Annotated in this window: 14 protein-coding genes and 1 tRNA gene; 10 read left to right on the top strand and 5 right to left on the bottom strand. The window is 59.1% G+C overall.

What is annotated here, in order from left to right:
• Positions 1-4 precede the first annotated feature (4 nt).
• From EJ077_RS29025 to EJ077_RS29035, 3 genes are all read left to right on the top strand, one after another.
• On the top strand, positions 5-259 hold the full coding sequence (locus EJ077_RS29025) for an acyl carrier protein (protein ID WP_027145432.1): 255 nt from the start codon (positions 5-7) through the stop codon (positions 257-259).
• Positions 260-263: 4 nt separating this feature from the next.
• The gene (locus EJ077_RS29030) at positions 264-1472 is read left to right on the top strand and encodes a beta-ketoacyl-[acyl-carrier-protein] synthase family protein (RefSeq protein WP_208698221.1); all 1209 of its coding nucleotides are present in this window, start codon (positions 264-266) and stop codon (positions 1470-1472) included.
• Between the two features lie 199 nt (positions 1473-1671).
• Positions 1672-2376: a glutathione S-transferase N-terminal domain-containing protein gene (locus EJ077_RS29035; RefSeq protein WP_208698223.1), complete on the top strand. Its 705-nt coding sequence runs from the start codon at positions 1672-1674 to the stop codon at positions 2374-2376.
• 25 nt (positions 2377-2401) lie between these two features.
• Here the strand turns inward: EJ077_RS29035 and EJ077_RS29040 are convergent, their stop codons facing one another.
• The 4 genes from EJ077_RS29040 to EJ077_RS29055 form a co-directional block, all read right to left on the bottom strand.
• Positions 2402-2749: a hypothetical protein gene (locus EJ077_RS29040; RefSeq protein WP_208698225.1), complete on the bottom strand. Its 348-nt coding sequence runs from the start codon at positions 2747-2749 to the stop codon at positions 2402-2404.
• Positions 2750-2863: 114 nt separating this feature from the next.
• Positions 2864-3475 (bottom strand): nucleoside triphosphate hydrolase, encoded by a 612-nt coding sequence (locus EJ077_RS29045; protein WP_208698227.1) that lies wholly within the window; start codon positions 3473-3475, stop codon positions 2864-2866.
• A gap of 80 nt (positions 3476-3555) precedes the next feature.
• Entirely contained in the window at positions 3556-4653 is a 1098-nt protein-coding gene (locus EJ077_RS29050) for a hypothetical protein (RefSeq protein WP_208698229.1), read from the bottom strand.
• A 372-nt stretch (positions 4654-5025) separates the two neighbouring features.
• Complete coding sequence (locus EJ077_RS29055) at positions 5026-6837, bottom strand: methyl-accepting chemotaxis protein (protein WP_208698231.1); 1812 nt, start codon at positions 6835-6837, stop codon at positions 5026-5028.
• Positions 6838-7236: 399 nt separating this feature from the next.
• Between EJ077_RS29055 and EJ077_RS29060 the strand changes: the two genes are divergently transcribed.
• The 7 genes from EJ077_RS29060 (at position 7237) to EJ077_RS29090 (ending at position 15753) form a co-directional block, all read left to right on the top strand.
• The gene (locus EJ077_RS29060) at positions 7237-8130 is read left to right on the top strand and encodes a D-alanyl-D-alanine carboxypeptidase family protein (RefSeq protein ID WP_208698233.1); all 894 of its coding nucleotides are present in this window, start codon (positions 7237-7239) and stop codon (positions 8128-8130) included.
• 460 nt (positions 8131-8590) lie between these two features.
• Entirely contained in the window at positions 8591-9517 is a 927-nt protein-coding gene (locus EJ077_RS29065) for a DUF1003 domain-containing protein (protein ID WP_208698235.1), read from the top strand.
• Positions 9518-9732: 215 nt separating this feature from the next.
• Positions 9733-9809 (top strand) — tRNA-Arg (locus EJ077_RS29070).
• A gap of 100 nt (positions 9810-9909) precedes the next feature.
• A complete protein-coding gene (locus EJ077_RS29075) occupies positions 9910-10935 on the top strand; it encodes a site-specific integrase (RefSeq protein WP_208698237.1) in 1026 nt (341 codons plus the stop codon).
• Complete coding sequence (locus tag EJ077_RS29080) at positions 10932-11336, top strand: hypothetical protein (RefSeq protein ID WP_208698239.1); 405 nt, start codon at positions 10932-10934, stop codon at positions 11334-11336. The genes EJ077_RS29075 and EJ077_RS29080 overlap by 4 nt, the downstream gene beginning before the upstream one ends.
• Positions 11337-11583: 247 nt before the next feature.
• On the top strand, positions 11584-13455 hold the full coding sequence (locus EJ077_RS29085; RefSeq protein WP_208698240.1) for a DEAD/DEAH box helicase: 1872 nt from the start codon (positions 11584-11586) through the stop codon (positions 13453-13455).
• 657 nt (positions 13456-14112) lie between these two features.
• A complete protein-coding gene (locus EJ077_RS29090; protein ID WP_208698241.1) occupies positions 14113-15753 on the top strand; it encodes an RNA-directed DNA polymerase in 1641 nt (546 codons plus the stop codon).
• A gap of 412 nt (positions 15754-16165) precedes the next feature.
• On the opposite strand, the gene EJ077_RS29095 is transcribed toward EJ077_RS29090, so the two are convergent.
• Positions 16166-18169: an ATP-binding protein gene (locus EJ077_RS29095; RefSeq protein WP_208698242.1), complete on the bottom strand. Its 2004-nt coding sequence runs from the start codon at positions 18167-18169 to the stop codon at positions 16166-16168.
• Between the last annotated feature and the right edge of the window lie 53 nt (positions 18170-18222).

An 18222-nucleotide genomic window follows, 5' to 3' on the forward strand; every position in this document is an offset into this window, starting at 1 on the left:
CCGAATGGCTGATCAGCTGGCAACGGACATCATCGAGAAGATCAAGGCCCATGCCGAGCCGGGCGGCGAGGAAATCACCACCACCACCGAATTGACGGCGCTCGGCATCCATTCGCTGGAGCTGACCGAGATCATCTTCGACCTCGAGGAGCAATATGGCATCGAGATCGAGATGAACACGGTCGATGCCTGGAGCAATCTCAAGAATGTCGGCGACATGGTCGAGGCCGTTCGCGCGCTGATCGCGAAAAAAGCCTGACCGAATGCTGAAGCGTGTCGTCATTACCGGCATCGGCGGGCTGTGCGGATTGGGCACCGACGCGCAGGCAATCTGGGCCGAGATGCGGGCCGGCCGGTCGGCGATCGGCCCGATTGACAATCCCTTCCTGCACGACCTGAAGGTCAAGACCGGCTGCGAGATCAAAGCGCTGCCGGATCACGGCATCGAGCGCAGGCAGCTGGTGTCGATGGACCGCTTCAGCCTGCTGGCGGTGATCGCGGCGAAAGAAGCCATGCGGCAGTCCGGATTGGCCCCGCATGCGGACAATACCTATCGGATGGGAACCATTGTCGGTGTTGGCGTCTGCGGGTTCGAGACGGTCGAGGAGAACTATCGCGCCATCCTGATCGAGGGCAAGAATCGCGCCGGCATCTTCACCGTCCCCAGGGTCATGCCGGGCGCCGCCGCCGGCCAGGTCAGCATGCATCTGGGTTTGCGCGGACCGGTGTTCGGTGTCACTTCGGCCTGTTCGTCAGCCAATCATGCCATCGCCTCGGCGGTCGACCAGATCAGGCTCGGCCGCGCCGACGTCATGGTGGCCGGTGGCACCGATGCGCCGCTGGTGTGGGGCGTGCTGAAGGGCTGGGAAGCGCTGCGTGTGCTGTCGCCCGACACGTGCAGGCCGTTCTCGGCCGACCGCCAGGGGCTGGTGCTGGGCGAAGGCGCGGGCATGGCGGTTCTGGAAAGCTACGACCACGCGATGGCGCGCGGGGCCACCATTCTGGCCGAGATAGCCGGCGCGGGCCTTTCGGCCGACGCCTCCGACATCGTCGCGCCGACCGTCGAGGGTCCGGAAGCCGCTATGCGCTTCTGCTTGGCCGATGCCGGGCTCAATCCCGAGGATGTCGACTACCTCAACGCGCATGGCACCGGCACCAAGGCCAACGACCAGATCGAAACCCTCGCGATCAAGCGCGTCTTCGGCGACCATGCCCGCGCGCTCTCCGTCTCCTCGACCAAGTCGATGCACGCGCATTGCCTCGGCGCCTCGGGCGGGCTGGAGATGATCGCCTGCGTCATGGCGATCCAAGAAGGCGTCGTGCCGCCAACGGCGAATTACCGCGAGGCCGATCCAGACTGCGATCTCGACGTTACGCCGAATGTCGCGCGCGAGCGCAAGGTGCGCGCCGCCATCAGCAATGGCTTTGCCTTCGGCGGCACCAATGCGGTGCTGGCCTTCAAAGCCATCTGATCCCCGGGCGGTCACCACCTGCCCGGGCGGTTGCTACCCAGCCAGGCGGTCACCACCGCCAAGGCGGTGGATTGATTGACTATCCGTGCACGGTGAAAGCGCCGCCGCCATATTGATCCGGCCCGACCGCAGCCCTAACTCTTGGCCGACCCGCCAACACTGCGCCGCTTGGTGCGAATCCCCCGCTCAGGAGTTCTCGATGGCCGACCTGTCCGCCTTTCCGATCGCAACCCGTTGGCCTGCCAGGCATCCCGACCAGATCCAGCTCTATTCGGCAACGACGCCGAACGGAGTGAAGATATCGATCGCGCTGGAGGAACTCGGCCTGCCCTATGAGCCGCATCTGATCAACATCGGCAAGAACGAGAGCTGGACGCCGGAATTCCTGTCGCTCAACCCCAATGGCAAGATCCCGGCGATCATCGATCCCGACGGCCCGGACGGCGCGCCGATCGGCCTTTTCGAATCGGGCGCCATCCTGCTCTATCTGGCGGAAAAGACCGGCCTGCTCATCCCTGCGGACGCAGCGCGGCGTTACGAGACGATCCAGTGGGTCTTCTTCCAGATGGCGGCGGTCGGGCCGATGTTCGGCCAGGTCGGTTTCTTCCACAAATTCGCCGGCCGCGAGATCGCCGGCAAGCGGCCGCTGGAGCGTTACCGCGACGAATCGCGCCGCCTGCTTGGCGTTCTCGACGTCAGGCTGAAGGGCCGCAAGTGGATCATCGACAATGACTACACCATCGCCGACATCTCGCTGCTCGGCTGGGTGCGCAACCTGATCGGCTTCTACGAGGCGCGCGACCTGGTCGGCTTCGATGATTTCGCCAATCTGGCGGCGTGGCTGGAGCGCGGCCTGGCGCGGCCGGCGGTACAGAAGGGCCTGACCATCCCGGCGCGGAGCTGAATCTGCCCCGCCGGGAAGCGCGGCTCTACTTTGCTTTCGCCTTGGGCCCACCCTTGCCGACCACTGAGGCGGCGAGGGACGCGACACTCCGCGCCGTGGCCACCACCGCTCCGGCGGCAATGTTGGCTGCCGTGCGAACCTTCGAGCCGCCGGCCGGCGCCGGCTTCCTCGCCTGGGCGGTCTTCGCTGCCGCTTTCGGCGCGGTCACCTTCGCCGCGCTGCCTGGCACGACTTTCTTGGGCGGCGCCTTGCCGAAGGCGGGCTTGGCATCCCTTGAACGCTGGGCGACCGCCGGGCCGGCCCCGGCCTTCGATTGCGTCGCTTTCGGTTGTGCTGACTTGCCCCTGGCGGGCTTTTTTGCCTTGGTTGCCATCGGACGGAATCCCTCTTCTGGCATGATTGCCTGATCGGGATAACGCCTTGTAAGTCTTAAGGTTCCCGTCGAAAAATACTGAAAATTAAGCGGGTTAATCCAGATTAACCCGGGTTAGCCAATGACCAGGTCGGCCGCCCGGCGCCGTGCCAGCACGCGTTCGATGTTGGGCATGTCGTTGGAAGCTATCCAGGCGCGCGCGTCGGCTTCGGAACGGCCATGCTCGTGCCAGCGTTCCATCAGGCGGCGTTCGAGCTCGTTGCGCGGTACGTCGACGAAGATCGAGAAATCGAACAGCGGCGCAAGGCGCGACCACGGCTCCTCGTCGAGCAGCAGGTAATTGCCTTCGACCAGGATGAATTTGGTCTCGGCATCGACGACCGCCGCGGCGGCGCGCGACAATTCCATGCCGCGGTCGAAGACCGGAATGGCAATGTCGGGCTCGCCGGCGCGGATGCGTTTCAGAAGCGTCTCGAAGCCGCCGAAGTCGAACGTGTCGGGCGCACCCTTTCGTGCGCGCAGGCCGCGCCGCTCGAGCACGACGTCGTCATAGTGGAATCCGTCCATGGGCACGACTTCCACCATGCCTTCCGGCAAAAGGTCGTGCAGGCCCGCCGATAGCGTCGACTTGCCGGCGCCCGGCGGCCCGGCAATGGCGACGATAAAGCGCTTGGCCTTGCCGGCGCGCTTGAAGATGGTGGCGGCGAGGTGGGCGATTTCAGACATTTTGGCTCCTTCCGCACGATTCAGGCGCATCTTGTCGGCAGTCGGCGGAAATTTCAAACCCTGCCGTTGGCTGGTTTGCACTATGCCGCCGCTGGCTGGCCGATGCGCAGGAAATCACTGTCGAACGGGACCTCCGGCTCCGCGGAGCCGGCCAACCGAAGGCGGCCATCCACCGTGGTGATCTCTCGTGGAGGTTCGCCACCCGACACCGGCAACGCACCGATGACATGGCGGAACGAGACGCCGTGGCCCTCGCCGAGCGCGAATGCCGTCGCCACGCCTTCGCGCTTCAGCCAGTTGTCGCCGAGCGAGGCGGCGTGGCCAATCGCCGTGCGCCCATCCTCGATGCCGAGCACGCCGACATGGCGGCCGCTCCACGGCGCATAGTCGCGCCCGCCATTGCTGAACCACAGCATGGTGACCGGCAGTTCGGCCGGGTTTTTCAGCACCAGCACCAGATCCTCCTCGGCCTGGCGCGCAAGCGCGGTCCAGCCAGGCCCGTCATGATCGGCCTCGACCAAGGTGAGGAAATCCTCGCGCCGATCCTCCATGCGATAGTCCGTGAGATCCAGCGTGCCGCCGCCGGCAGCGGGGAAATGCGCGAGGTCGGACGACCGACGGGGATAGGCCAGCATGAAGCGGCCACGTGCAGGATCCGGCTCCAGTGGATCGGCCGGCGTAGCGGCAAACCGCTTGGGCGAAAAAGTCAGCCTGCCGCCGCCTTTCATCGCCGTCATCGGGTGATGGGCGACCGGGATCGCGCCGGACCCGCCGGAAAATACGTGTTCCTGATAGAGGAAGGGATGGTCGTCGCGCAACGTGAAAATCTTGTCGACGCTGGCGCCCATCACCTTGTGGCGCAGCCGGAAGACGGCGCGCCATCCGCCCTCGGTGGCGCCGCTCTCGACCACATCCCAGGCGCTGTTGGCCGGCCAGCCATGCAGCGGCGCCTCCTCGACATCGCTGCGCGAAAACGGTGCGCAGAGAAAGTCGCCGGAGAGCCGGACGGTGCCCCGCGGCAGGTCTGGAGGCAGCGTCTCGCTTGTGTCGACCCAGGGCGCGCGGTGCAGCGGCCGCAATTGGCGCCCGCCGCTCTCGATGCTCATGTCGGCGATGTGGCCGACCGTGAGGTCGAGCGAAACCGAAATGCCCTTGGCGTTGATTGTGATGGTGTCCATGGCGCTCTCACCCGAATCTGACGGGTGCCAAGAAGAGCCCGTTCCGCGCACCGCGCAAGCGCGCGGGTGCGCATTTTGCGTCAGATAGGTGCATGACAGCTTGTCGCACGCATGTCTTATGCCGCGCAGGTCTACCCCCACTCCGTCGAGCTACGCTCGACACCTCTCCCGGGTAGAGGAAAGGCGCCAGGCTTTTTGTCGTCAACGCTCGTCCAGCTACGCTCCCTTCCTTTCCCTCCGGAGGGGGAAAGGTGGCTCGGCGAAGCTGAGACGGATTGGGGAGACCACATGGCAATCCAGTCTTCGACCGATCAGTCGCGCCAGTCACAGAAGATGTGTGCATAACGCAGACCATAACGTAGGGTGAAAAGGCTACTGCCGCTTGTATTCCCTCACCGGCGATTTTGTCCCGTCGGTATAGGTCACCTGCACCGACATCGATTTCACGCTGTCGGCAACCTTGAAATACGGCTGGAAATCATCGGGGATGGCGTAGGGGTCCTTGGCATTGCAGGGCGGCATGGCAAGCGCCTTGTCGAGCACGGCGCCATTCAGGCTGTAATGCACCTCCTTGATGGCGCAGCGGTAGGACAGCATCTGCGTGAAATAGACCAGCCCATGATTGCCGCTGGCGTCGAAGGCGATCCATGACGTCCAGAACTGGTCGAGGATCTGTTTGTTGCCTTGCTGCAGGGCGGCATCCGGATCGAAGCGGATGTCGAACGGGCCGGTCTCGCGCCCCCTGATGTCGAGATATTTGATCGCGATGGTGGTCGTCGCCGTGCTGTCGGGCAATTCAAAGCTCGGATTGGGCATCGGCTTGCCGGTGCGCTGGTCGTTGAGCGCCAGCGGGCCAGTGTCGGTGAAGGGGCCGGTGTCGCCAAGACGCCAGGATATCGCGGTTGCCGGCTCGGGCAGCGAAATGGTCATCGACCAGCCCTGGTTGGAGCGCATCGGCGTCAGCGAAGGCACGAAGCGGGCGGGGTCGAGGACGTCGCCAAGGGCCGCCAGCCGGCTGCGGCTGCGGTCCAGCCAGTCGGCAAGCTGGGTCTGGTCGACGAAATATTTGAGCAGCCCGCCATCTTTTTCGTAGGAAACGAATTTGGTCAGCGCCTGGGCTTCGCTGCGCTTGTCGGCCAGCGTCTGGCTGCCGAGGCGATCTTCCGAAAATTCCTGCGCCTCGAGGTAATAGGCCGGCGCGAAATCCGGATTGGCCGAGATAAAGGCGCTGAGCTTGTCGAGCCGCTGCGCATCGTCGAACTGCATGATATGCACCAGCTTGATCGACAGCGCCTTGCCCTTGTCGGCCAGTGCTCCGAAAACTTCGCGGGCGCCGGCCTTGCCGTCCTGGACCCGCAGCAGCGTGGCAAAGCGCGTATAGGGGTCGATGGCGTCGACATCGAAACCGGCAAAGGCGAGGTAGGAGCGCCGCGCGTTGAGCATGTCGCCCGACAGCTCGTAGACGCGGGCATTGTGGTAGAACTCGTCCGGTCGCTTCGGCTCGGCGATGGCGCCGCCTTGCGCGGCCAAGGTGGCAAACCCCTTGGCGATTGTGTCGATCGAGGCGGCGATCTGTTCGGTCGTCGCCTGCAGCTTTTCGGCCTGGGCCACTTGCTGCTGCTGGCCTGCGGCGAGCGTCTCGGTCGTCTGCTTGACCGCTTCGACTGTCTTTTGCGTCTCGGCCCCTTGCGCCGTCTGCCGCTGCTGGACGGAGACGATCTGATCGGTTTTTTGCGCAACCGTGTCGGTCGATTTCTTGACCTCTTCGACGGTTTTCTGCGTTTGCGTGACGGTCTGCTCGATCCTGGCCACCTTTTCGGAGACGATGCCCATCGACTGCTGCAGTTGCGCGATCGCCGGCACCAGGCCGGCGATGATGCCGTTCTGCGAACTGGTCTCCTTCTGCACGGCGTAGACGCCGCCGGCAACCGCCGCCGCACTGGTGGCGAACACCAGTGCCGGCAGTGCCTTGGCCGCCAGCACGAGCCTGAGCACGATGGCAATGGCGATGATGACGGCCGCGATCGAGGCAACCAGCGCGATATAGGCGGCGAACGGCGCCAGCGGGTTGAGGATGTCGGAAACGGCGCCGCCGATGAAGGCGATGCTCCCGGCCCATTTGCCGGTGCGGCTGAGCGATGCCCTGATAAGCGACGGCGCGGCGCCAGCCCCGATGTCAGTCATTTTGCAAGCCCCCAAGCCGCCGGATGCCACGCTCCTTCCCACGGGAAACGCGGCTCTGGCAAGAAGAGACAGGAGAAGCAGGCGTTTTCGGGGCGAATAAAGAACGCGAGTTCCTCGCCCCCACAGGGTGGGGGAGAGGTGGCTCGGCGAAAGCCGAGACGGAGAGGGGATGCGCCGACCTCAAGGAGACGGATTTCTTTTCGAGGCTAGCGCCTTACGAAGGCCCCTCTCCGGCCGCTACGCGGCCACCTCTCCCCGCCTTCGGCAGGGGCGAGGAAACAGGTCGCGCTGGCACTCGACATTCCCAGGGCTAACCGGCATTAACCAAATGGACGCATCCGCCGCGTTACGTTAGCTTCGCCTTATCTCAGCAACAGCATCGCCAGAACAGTCCAGCCCTTGTCCTTTCCGCGTCTCTTTCCGCTCTTCCAGAAAATCCTGGCTGTCCTGGCCCTGGCGGCCATGGTTGCCGGCTGCTCGACCACAGCCCCGCCCGACTCGGTGCTGGCCGTGCCGGCGCCGCCGCAGAAATACGCCGCCATCGTCGTCGATGGAAAGAGCGGCAAGCAGCTGTTCGAGGTCAATTCGACGGCGCAACGCTATCCGGCGTCGCTGACCAAGATGATGACGCTCTATTTGCTGTTCGAGGCGATGGAGACCGGCCGCGTCACCAAGGAGACGCAGATCCCGGTTTCCGATCACGCCGCCTCGCAGCCGCCGACCAAGATGCGCTTCCGGCGCGGGGAAACGATTGATGTCGATTCCGCCATCCGCGCCATCGTCGTCAAATCGGCCAACGATGTGGCGGTGGCGGTGGGCGAATATCTCGGCGGTTCGGAAGACCAGTTCGCCGCCATGATGACATCCAAGGCGCGCCAGCTCGGCATGAGCAGCACCACCTTCCGCAACGCATCCGGCCTGCCCGACGACGGCCAGATGACGACCGCGCACGACATGGCGGTGCTCGGCATGTCGTTGCAGCGGCGCTTCCCGCAGCACTTCCACTATTTCTCCGAAAGCGACTTCATGTTCCGCGGCCGGCTGGTGCGCGGCCACAACGACATGCTCGGCCGCGTGCGCGGCGTCAACGGCATCAAGACCGGCTACATCAGGGCTTCCGGCTTCAACATCGTCACCTCCTACGACGCCGACGGCCGCCAGCTGATCGTGGTGGTAATGGGCGCCGACAGCGCCCGCCAGCGCAACGACCATGTCGAAGCACTGATCCAGCGCAGCCTGTCGCCCACCATGGCCGACACCAAGACCAGGCTGATGTTCGCCGAACAGCAGTAGGTGAGGAGTGGTCCGCGCAGCGGACGACAAGCCAATTGCTTGGCTTTTCGAATGACGAACGCCCTGAGCCTGCGAAGGGCCGTCCGGGCCCCCCGACTTCGTCATCCACGGGCGGAGCAAGGAGCGTAGCGACGCGGCGCAGACCCGAGGATCCATGCCGGGACTCTGAAGCTGTCGCCACGGTCCAGAATTCTGCACCGTTGCACCCTCCGACAAAGGTCGCGGCATGCATCCTCGAGTCTCCGCGACGCCGCTGCGCGGCTGCTCCGCCCGCGGATGACGAAGCGCCTGCGGGGGCCGTCGCCGCCAAGAAGCTAACAAAAACCCTGCAGCCGGCTATTGTTTCACGACTGTCACGCAATCGTGCGGAAGGCATGCCATACGCTGCGAAAACCCATGGTGGCACTGCCCCGTCGCCATGGCGTATCCTAACTTACAGCACGACAGCAGGAGCCCCATTATGAGCACCGTTCCCAAGGCATCCGAGCAGACGTCGGCCGACAACGAGAACGACAGCGGCGGCGAGTATTTCGAAGCGTCGACCACGCAAGCGGATTTGCACGAGGTTTCCGACGAGCATTTCGACATGCCCGAAGTGCCGGATTCCGAACCCGCCGGCCCCGGTGGGTCGCGGCTGAAGCCGAAGAAAAAGCCGTCGGCGATCTCGGGCCGCAAATTCCGCAAGCGCGACCTGGTGCGCATCGACACGCTGCGCCCGAGCCTTGCCGACCGTATCCGCTCCGACCATCCCGACCTGCCCAAGGGCGCGCGCGTCAGCCGCGAGGAGCTCGGCCGCTACCGCATGCGCTACATGGAGGAGCTCCTGCAGCAGGAGCACGGCGAGTTCTCCGAGCTCGACCGCCAGGTGGTGGAGTCGATCGCCAAGCAGGACACGATCTCGGAAAACTCGGAAGAAGAATTCGAGGAGCACCGGACCTTTCCCGACCGCGTCTCCGACAACATGGCCGCCTTCGGCGGCAGCTGGTGGTTCCTGATCTCGTTCGCCACCGTGCTTTTGGTCTGGATCGGCATCAACCTGTTCGAAGGCTTGAACGGCGCCTTCGACCCCTACCCCTTCATCCTGCTCAACCTTTTACTCTCCTGCATCGCCGCCATCCAGGCGCCCGTGATCATGATGAGCCAGAAGCGCCAGGAGGTGAAAGACCGCCTGCGCTCCTTCAACGAATACCGCGTCAACCTCAAGGCCGAGCTCGAAGTGCGGCATCTGCACGAAAAGCTCGACTACCTGATCTCGCGCCAATGGACGCGGCTGGCCGAGATGCAGCAGATGCAGCTGGATGCGATGAACGAGCTGGCCGGCGCCAAGAAGGCAAAGCGCGCGGTGCGCAGGCGGCGGACGGCGAAAAGCCCGGTTGGGCCGCAGTGAGGCTCAATTTCCTCTCCCTCCGGATGGGGGAGAGGTGGATCGGCGAAGCCGAGACGGAGTGGGGAAACCCCCTATCCGACCACACCGCCTACGAAGCGGGCCTCTGCATCCTGCACATCATCAATTGCCCGTTGAAGCCCGCGTCGGCTTCCGCTAAGAAGCGGTGACTTGCCGGTTCACCGGCTGGTTCGTTTTCCGGGCTCTTCGTCCTGAAAGCACCCGTAGCTCAGCTGGATAGAGCGCTGCCCTCCGAAGGCAGAGGTCACAGGTTCGAATCCTGTCGGGTGCGCCAATTCAAACCCTTATACAGCAAGGGTTTCGAGCGACTGCTTCATTCCTTGAAATGCTCCTCAAAGCAACCAGTCACAATCTGGTCACAAGGAGCAGCGCCGATGGCGTCTCTACGCAAGCGAAACGACAAGTGGCAGGCACAGGTCCGCCGCACTGGACATACCCCGATAAGCAAAACCTTCATCAACCGTGCCGACGCGCTGAGATGGATACGACAGACCGAACAGGAGCTAGACCGCTCAGCGCTAGCTTACGATCCGTCCACCTTGCAACGTACTACGGTTGCAGACCTACTACGACGCTACGTGCGTGATGTAACACCCGGCAAGCGAGGCCATGCTTCTGAAGCAAAACGCATAGAGGTCTTTCTACGGTACGACTGGGCCAACCTCACGCTAGCTCGGGTCACGCCGCAGGCATTCACCCGGCATCGAGACAAGAGGCTAAAAGAGGTAGAGGCCGGGACGGTAATAAGGGAACTGGGCCTGTTGCGCAGCGTGTTTGAGGTCGCTCGGCGTGAATGGGACGTACCCCTACATGCAAATCCAGTTGCCAACGTGCGCAAGCCCAAAGCGGCTAGCGGACGCACCAGAAGGCTCCATGCAGATGAGTTTGCGGCGCTATTAGCTGCTTGTGCAGATGGCCGAACGGATTGGTTGGAGCCCGGTATCAGACTGGCAATCGAAACCGGAATGCGGCGTGGCGAGCTTCTAAACATACGACGGTCAAACCTTGACCTCGCTAATGCCCTGCTGTCGATACCGGAAACAAAAACCGACATCCCACGAACCATCCCCTTGTCAGAGAACGCGGTGCTCATACTGCGCAGCCTACGGGATGCGGCAGTTGATGATCGGCTGTTTCCGGTCTCAGCAAATGCGTTTCGCCTTGCATGGGAAAGATGCAAACGCAGAGCAGCAAAGCTTAAGCCGGGCATCGCTGATTTCAGGTTCCACGACCTCAGGCATGAGGCAGTAAGCCGGTTTTTCGAACTTGGCTTGAACGTACCTGAGGTAGCAGCCATAAGCGGACACAAAGACCCAAGAATGCTTTTCCGATACACCCATCTCAAGCCGCAAGACATCGTTGCGAAACTCAGGAAACCCAGCCAGCAGGTGGCACTATGACGAACGACGCACTTATCATGCCGGGCTACGTTGCCGAGTTGGTAAAGCTATGTCTGGCAAAGCTTGGTTTGATCCCGTCAGACGGCCACAAGGACATTATAACGGCATCGCTTCTTTATGAAGACGGAACAGAGCTTTCGATCATCGTCATGTGTCGGGCTCAGAGAAGCTGGTTTCGTGAAAAGCCAATTTTGGCTGTTTCGATAGCGAAATTGGATACCAGTATGAGAGCTACCGACATCTATTTCAGAGATGTGATGCCGGTTCCCCACAGTCCAAGTGACTTACAGTTTCTGTTGGCGTTCAGCGCCAATGTCCGTGCTATGGCCTGGACTGTTTCAGCGACTAACGGAATGGGAGAATGCATTAGCCTGCCGGGTCGCCCGCTCACACCCGGCTGACCTACAAACCCCAATTTACTTCCTATATGGAATAGAGATTTTTGGGGTCAGGCACATGAATGAAATTGTTTCATTCTCCAAAATTCTCGAATACCAAATTCGACCTTCCGGTCTAGCCGCATCGTAATCCGTAAACTCCCTCACTTGTCCCTAAATTATCTTAAGAGCTAACTGCGGGACTTTCAGATTTGGGCCTGCCGGCTTGCGAGCCGGTGGGCCTTTTTGTTGTCTCAAGAGAAAGGAACAAATGCTCACATCTTTTACCAAGCAAATGAACAGCCACTGGAAACAATCCCTTGAACAAACCAGCTCGAATGCCTTGACAGAGGGCTGGCAACAGCTCGCACAGGCCATTTGCAGTCGCAACACTGACCAAGTGCGCTGGCAGGTTGTCCAGTTGCCTACCGGATCAGGGAAGACTGAGGCCCTGAAAGTTCTGTGCTCGATGCAGGACCTTATACAGCACCCAGGAGCGCTCATTGTCACAAAGTTCCGAGAGGAAGCGAACAAACTAGCGGAGGGTATCAACAACCTTGCTGGTTGGCCGATGGCTAGAGCGGTACACCAAAACGCTCCTGCCACTAACGATCAGCTTGCATTCGCTCCAGTGGTTATCACCACACATGCCGCGTACAGGCTGGCGCTATTGGAGATTGCAGATACTGGCTTGACCGACAAGTCAAACAGGTTGTTGGGTTACTACGGAGCTAAGCGCAATTGGATAGTTATCGATGAAGCTTTCGACTGGGCCGATGCCTACAGCTTAAGCGCGAGCAATCTACGATCAATGTCGGGCGATCTTGCGAGGGCCATGCATGGCGAACTGCGAACTGCCTCCGAGCAACTATTCGCTTTCTCGATCCGACTCACGGACACAGACCTTGGCCGATCTGATCGAGGGCTCGATGCTGAGTGCTTCGACATCTTGGCACGCATTGATCTGAGCGGATTAAGGGCAGGCATCGCTGGCACATCGGACGATGCATTTGCCAAATTGATCGAGCACAGACCGGCTACGAAAACCGAACTGGGTTCGCGCATCGAGAGATCGTCCAAGCCTCAATATCTTGAGCAAATAGACCAGTTACAAGCGATAACCCGCATCGGCCACGGATGGACAAGCAGACGCGGTGGACGGATCCAGTTGCACAGTTCTAGGTCGCTCATGGGTATCGATGGAGCGCACGGCGTCATCCTAGATGCGACTGCCGGCGTAGACCCCGTTTATTCGATCATGAGTCGGCAGGTTGATGTTCTGCCGCGTCCACCCGGAATACGTAGCTATCGCAATGTCACCCTGCACGTTTCCTACGGACACAAGGTTGGCAAGGAACATCTCGCGCAGCATGCAGCGAAGGAGTGGCCTGTGGTCTGGGGCGACTTGTCAAAGCAGCTAGCTGGAAAGCAAGTCCTCGTATGTGCACACAAGAGCGCCCTACCCTCCATCGAGCCTTACCGGCCTAGGGATGGGAGCGTAGTTTTCGACAATTGGGGCAACCTTGATGGCAAGAATGATTGGAACAGGTGCGAAGCTGCGATTTTATTCGGCCTCCCTTATCTGGATGACATAGAACCCGCTCAGAGGTTCATTGCGCATCAAGGACGACAGTCGGACGAGTGGTTCTCCGGAAATCGTAAGTACGAAGAGCACACTGACATACGGGCTGCACTCGGCGATGGCTTCATAGCCAGGAGCGTAGTCCAGGCCATAAATCGTATCCAATGCCGAAACGCCACCGATGCCGATGGAAATTGCAAGCCAACGGAAATCTACATGCTCTTGCCGAGCGGGAACGCCGGACAAGCCGTTGTACGAGCAATCCAACATCAGATGCCCGGTATACGGCTAGCGAACTGGCTGTCAGGTGCCACCAAGCGAAAGGCACGCAAAGTCCCGACTGAGGTCAAACTGACGGACTATTTCGAGACCGCGGACCCAGGTCCTTACACCAAATCTGAAATCGCAAAGGCCTTAGGGATCAATCCGTCCAGCTTGGAACGGATGATCGCCAAGCTGCGCCAGCAGTCGTCTGCGTTGGCCAGAAAATTGGAAGCGTACAGGGTCAGTTACCACTCACAAACTGGACGCGGAAAGGAGGCGTATTTCACCAAACAATAGGAGTCGTGAATGTCACTACACAGTGTCGGCACACCAATCGTGCTGGGTAGAAAAGAGGCCGCCGCGAGCGGCCTTTCTCGTTTTTATACGGGGCAGACCTGCAAAGAAGGTCACCGCGCGGAACGCTTCGTGGGCAACCGGCAATGCGTCGCTTGCAATGCCAAACAGGCGCGGCAACGCGAGCTGCTGCGAGGGATTAGAGAACCCTCATTCAGAATGTACAGGAATGCTCTCCGCCGAACCGGAATGGCTCTCAGCGGTCGCGCTAGCCCCTCCTATGCGCTCGGCTGCAATCACTCAAAGCTCCGGGACCATATCGCGGCACAGTTTCGCATAGGCATGTCATGGGACAGCTATCGGCAGTGGGAGGTTGACCACATAGAGCCGCTGGCAAGCGCCAGGGACTTAGACCACCTCATCCAGCTTTGTTACTACACGAACCTACAGCCGCTCTGGCGGCGAGAGAACCGAATGAAGGGCGGGGCCTAGTGCCCCGTCCACGTTCGCGCATCTGTATCTATCTATTCACAAAGCAAATTCGCAACCAAGCCCAATTTTTCCGGTCCCCAAAATGCCAAGTGTTAGTCCGCGTTGCCAGTTGCTGTCCTAACGACATCGGGTATATGGAGGCTCTGTGGGTTCTCAGGGGACTTGGACATGGCAGATGTGAAACTAGGCGAGCCCTTCGGTATGGAGAGTGCGGCATTCGCTAAAATGAATCTCGACCTGTCGATTAAGCGTATTTTGAATGACGTGAAATCAGACTTCATATACGCTCCGCATCTTAGCCTGATCTATGCACGGGCTGGCGATGCTCTCAAGGAAGCTGTATCGGCGGATATAAAGGCCGGCCAATTCACACCGGGTATCCCTATATCTATGGAAGTTCCCAAATCATTCCGGATACCTGTAGAGTCCACAAAGCGCTTAGGCCCGGCATATTCGCGGTCTGGTAGCATATTGCTTCCGAAAGACCGCCTGCTTTACCAGGCACTAGCGGACAGATCGACAGCCGTTATCGGAAAGTCTCTAGATAATGCCCGGTCGTTCAGCCACCAACTGGCGGACGAGGATAGTCCCGCAATGTTTCTATCGACGAGAAAGTGCTGGAACGACCTTCAATCCTCGCTTTCTGAGAGCGCCAAGGACAAGAACGTGCAGTACGTTCTTAAACTTGATATTGCCAACTACTTTAGTTCGATTAATCTCCACACATTAATCAACGTCCTAAATGACTCCGGGTTCGAGAAATCATATTCGTCCCGATTAGAGGCCATGCTTACAAGCTTCACTGGAGAGCGGAGTTCAAGAGGAATACTGCAAGGAATATTCCCGTCAGACCTTCTTGGCAATTTCTACATGGCTCCGATAGATCGAATCCTTAAGGACATGAAATTGCATTCGGCAAGATATGTTGATGATCTGTATATTTTCGTCGACTCTGTCGAGCACGCGGATCGCATTCTGCGGGACTTGATTCCGGCGTTGAGAAGCTATGACCTCTCGCTAAATGAAAGTAAGTGCAAGATTATACCAAAGACTTTGCTTCACACCATGGAACCCGATTTGGAGTCATTGTTTCAGGCGGCGGTAGATGAGATCGCGGACCAAATCGATGACGAAGACTTTGATGCAGACTATGGGTTCCAGTCAGAATGGGAGTCAGAGGACGAGGAAGATGCAGGAGAAGATGAACAGGAAGAAGTCGAGGAAACACCGATCGAGCTAGCGGCAACGATGTCTCTGTTTGACTCAATGGACGAGTACCCTGGACAGGAAGAGAACGTTGAGAGGTTCTGCCTACCGCTCTTTGCAAAGGCCGGATCGGATCATGCGGTGGAGCACGTTAAAGACGCATTCAAGCGGCGACCGTCGATGGCGCAAATTTATTCGTCATATCTAGCGAAGTTCCTTGAGAATAAGGACCTCAGATCGTTTGTTGTTGGATTGGCAGCCGATGAGGCCCTTGCCGACTGGCAACGCATGTGGCTCATCGCTGCCATGATGCAAGCTTCTGAGCCTACTGATGACGAAGTTAAGATTGCATTAGACATTGCTAAGGACGGAAACCGGCATGACGCGTTGCGTGCTGTAGCTGCATATTATGTGGGCAGGTTTGGCGACCACGCTCGGAGGACCAGTCTTCGGACCCTCTATGCGCAAGTTTCAAACTACGTTCAGGCTGCGATCTATGCATCATCCCGTTTTTGGCCAGGAGTGGAGCGTTTGAATGCAAAGGCAACATGGGCAGGCCACGGGCAACTTCATTCACTGCTGACTATCGCAATGAAGAAGTGACTGACCGGACGCTGGCCGGGGCTTGCACCAGTGGCCCGGTAAGCTGTCCTCAGATTCAAGCAGCCTTATCTTGGTAGCGCCTTTCATCATCGACTGCGCCCGTCCGTGCGATTAGGCGTGGCCTCCGAAGTCACCAGAACCTGCCCCACTCGGTCTTTTCGCCTTGCGGTGCTCCTTGCATCGAACATGCTAGCGGCGCTGGGGGAGCGTTGGCGGGGGACAGTGCCCCGTCTTCGTCCGCGCGTCTGTCTTTCAAAAGTTTGCCTTTCATCCTGTAGGCCGCCATGCCTGGTGCATCACCTACCTGAACAACCCCGCGAAGGCTTGCTGACCTTGAGAAGAAGTTGGGCGAACGAGTTGGCCATCTGCTCGGCTCCTAGCCCTTGCACACTGTACATGAAGGGTCGGTGCATCAGTTGTCGTCATCTAGCATCTGACGTTGCCGCGCGACCTCTGCGACGGGGTCCTTTAGATAGCTGACGAGATCATGAAGTATGACCGCCTCAAAGGCATGAACGCCAGAGACTGAATGCGCAAACGAATGTGTAGTGCCATGGATTTGTCTGTGATGTGCGTTGTCATCGTCTAGGAGGCTGGTGACGTCAAACATCTCTCTCCACTTGGTGCCCATCGACCAGGCGACAGCTAAACCAATATCATTGGTATCCTTAACACCAGACTGAAGCTCTTCAATCAGTCCATCCAGGTTGTATTTGTACTCCAGGACCTTGACCACCGTCTGGTACGTCTCATCCTTTGTAAACATTTCTGCATCAATACCAAGTGGGTTGCTGATGCTCTTTACGTATTTATCAAATGGTGGGTCCATCTTTACCCGGTAAAGACCGTCGTACTGATTGTATTGGCTACTGGCTATCAGCTGCACACCTCTCACCAGACCAGATGAAAGCATCTGATTGAAGACGGCCACCACATCTTGCTCTACGAGCGGTTCTGATCTTATAGGAAGTTCTTCCGTTGGCATGAACAGGCCAGCGCCTTTGATGATAAGGGCGTGCTCGGTCTCGTGCTGAACTTGCTGCTTAATCCATTGATCTACCTTCAACTCATCACTGAAAATCTTAGCGACACCTGGCTTTCGGAGTAGGTGATAGCGGCGACGAAATGCCGTTACCGCAGATACCGCGATCTTCTCGGCAAGCGCTACATACTCTGGTTGGAAGCCCTTACGGCCAAGGTCAGGTTCAGCATTGTCGAAATGGATGATGATATGCGCCAGATTTTGGAAACCTATGTTATTCGTCATCGGTATCGTCAGGGTACCACCCTGCGGCATACCTCTGGTCGCAAGCTGCAGGCCGCCGTGAAGTACTCGTGCACCCTTCCTCAGTTTTAATATTGAATCGTTTGCCGTGTCCCACAACTCTGTAGAAAATGCGAGGTATACGTATGCAGAAATGCCTGCATCGTTAGCTAGCGCCCGTTCTGCCGGATCAAGGCGCATCTGAATGGGGCTTGTTTTGCCATTTTGACGAAGTAATTCGTCTGTTCCCCACTGCCCCCACAACCCATTTAATTTTAGGAACTTTGGGGGTATTTTCGTCGCGTCAGCTCCGCTTACGAGCTTTTTCTCGACATACGCGTTGTACTCTCGTATGTCACCGCTGCGCGCTATCAGGTTATGAGGATATAGGTATTGTGGCGTGGTCGGCTCGGCAGTTGTCGTCACTCCCTGCGCGTCGGTCACCCTAACTTCGACCTGTGTTGTTGGTGGTTCGGACCCGTTGAGGTAGATACCTCCTACTGGGGTCAAAATGCGTAGCAAAGCTAACCATTGCTCAGCGGTCGTGGCTTGATACCAAGCAAGATTCGACGGCCGTATCTTCTCGCCTACCAACCTCACGCAGATGGAGGTACCGTCTTGTGTTAGCTGAAATGGTCCATCTGGCTCAGGGTGAGCTACAATCTTTGGTCTGCTGACGGTGCCCGTGCTGTCGTCAACCCAGTGTCGGCCATTTTCGATGATGCCGGAGTAGGACTGGCCGGACTGTTTGGAACTCACGTGCAGCGAGTTAAATCCGTATCCCAGATATGTAGCGCCGACACCCTTGCTTCCGCGTGTGGCCGGTCCCGCCTTGAATGAGAAGTTGGGCCGGAGAAATTGACGCATCTGATCGATGCTCATTCCAATGCCGTTGTCGGTGACACGTACGGTATGCTGTTTAAGGTCAATCTCAAGCCAAACTTTACCTTGGAAGTCTGTACTTGTGTTGCTTGCCTTCCGCTCTACCGCATCAAGGGCGTTTTGCAACAGCTCGGAAAAGAGGTCGTAGTAGCCAGTATAGCTCCTAAGGATGTTCGCAATCTCGCGTTTCTGAGCACTTATTAAGATGCCGGGGTCTGCTCCAGCATCGGCATCAAGCGGGTCCCATGCCTCGAATGTAGACGCAGTCATAAGCCTTCCCCTCCAGTCGAAACGGCGACGTTGCAAGGAGTTGTGTGTAGGGC

The sequence above is a fragment of the Mesorhizobium sp. M8A.F.Ca.ET.057.01.1.1 genome, assembly GCF_003952565.1.
Taxonomy (GTDB): Bacteria; Pseudomonadota; Alphaproteobacteria; order Rhizobiales; family Rhizobiaceae; genus Mesorhizobium.

Coding starts and splice junctions, on each gene's coding strand:
- EJ077_RS29025 (WP_027145432.1), top strand. CDS start 5: ATGGCTGATCAGCTGGCAACGGACATCATCGAGAAGATCAAGGCCCAT.
- EJ077_RS29030 (WP_208698221.1), top strand. CDS start 264: ATGCTGAAGCGTGTCGTCATTACCGGCATCGGCGGGCTGTGCGGATTG.
- EJ077_RS29035 (WP_208698223.1), top strand. CDS start 1,672: ATGGCCGACCTGTCCGCCTTTCCGATCGCAACCCGTTGGCCTGCCAGG.
- EJ077_RS29040 (WP_208698225.1), bottom strand. CDS start 2,749: ATGGCAACCAAGGCAAAAAAGCCCGCCAGGGGCAAGTCAGCACAACCG.
- EJ077_RS29045 (WP_208698227.1), bottom strand. CDS start 3,475: ATGTCTGAAATCGCCCACCTCGCCGCCACCATCTTCAAGCGCGCCGGC.
- EJ077_RS29050 (WP_208698229.1), bottom strand. CDS start 4,653: ATGGACACCATCACAATCAACGCCAAGGGCATTTCGGTTTCGCTCGAC.
- EJ077_RS29055 (WP_208698231.1), bottom strand. CDS start 6,837: ATGACTGACATCGGGGCTGGCGCCGCGCCGTCGCTTATCAGGGCATCG.
- EJ077_RS29065 (WP_208698235.1), top strand. CDS start 8,591: ATGAGCACCGTTCCCAAGGCATCCGAGCAGACGTCGGCCGACAACGAG.
- EJ077_RS29075 (WP_208698237.1), top strand. CDS start 9,910: ATGGCGTCTCTACGCAAGCGAAACGACAAGTGGCAGGCACAGGTCCGC.
- EJ077_RS29080 (WP_208698239.1), top strand. CDS start 10,932: ATGACGAACGACGCACTTATCATGCCGGGCTACGTTGCCGAGTTGGTA.
- EJ077_RS29085 (WP_208698240.1), top strand. CDS start 11,584: ATGCTCACATCTTTTACCAAGCAAATGAACAGCCACTGGAAACAATCC.
- EJ077_RS29090 (WP_208698241.1), top strand. CDS start 14,113: ATGGCAGATGTGAAACTAGGCGAGCCCTTCGGTATGGAGAGTGCGGCA.
- EJ077_RS29095 (WP_208698242.1), bottom strand. CDS start 18,169: ATGACTGCGTCTACATTCGAGGCATGGGACCCGCTTGATGCCGATGCT.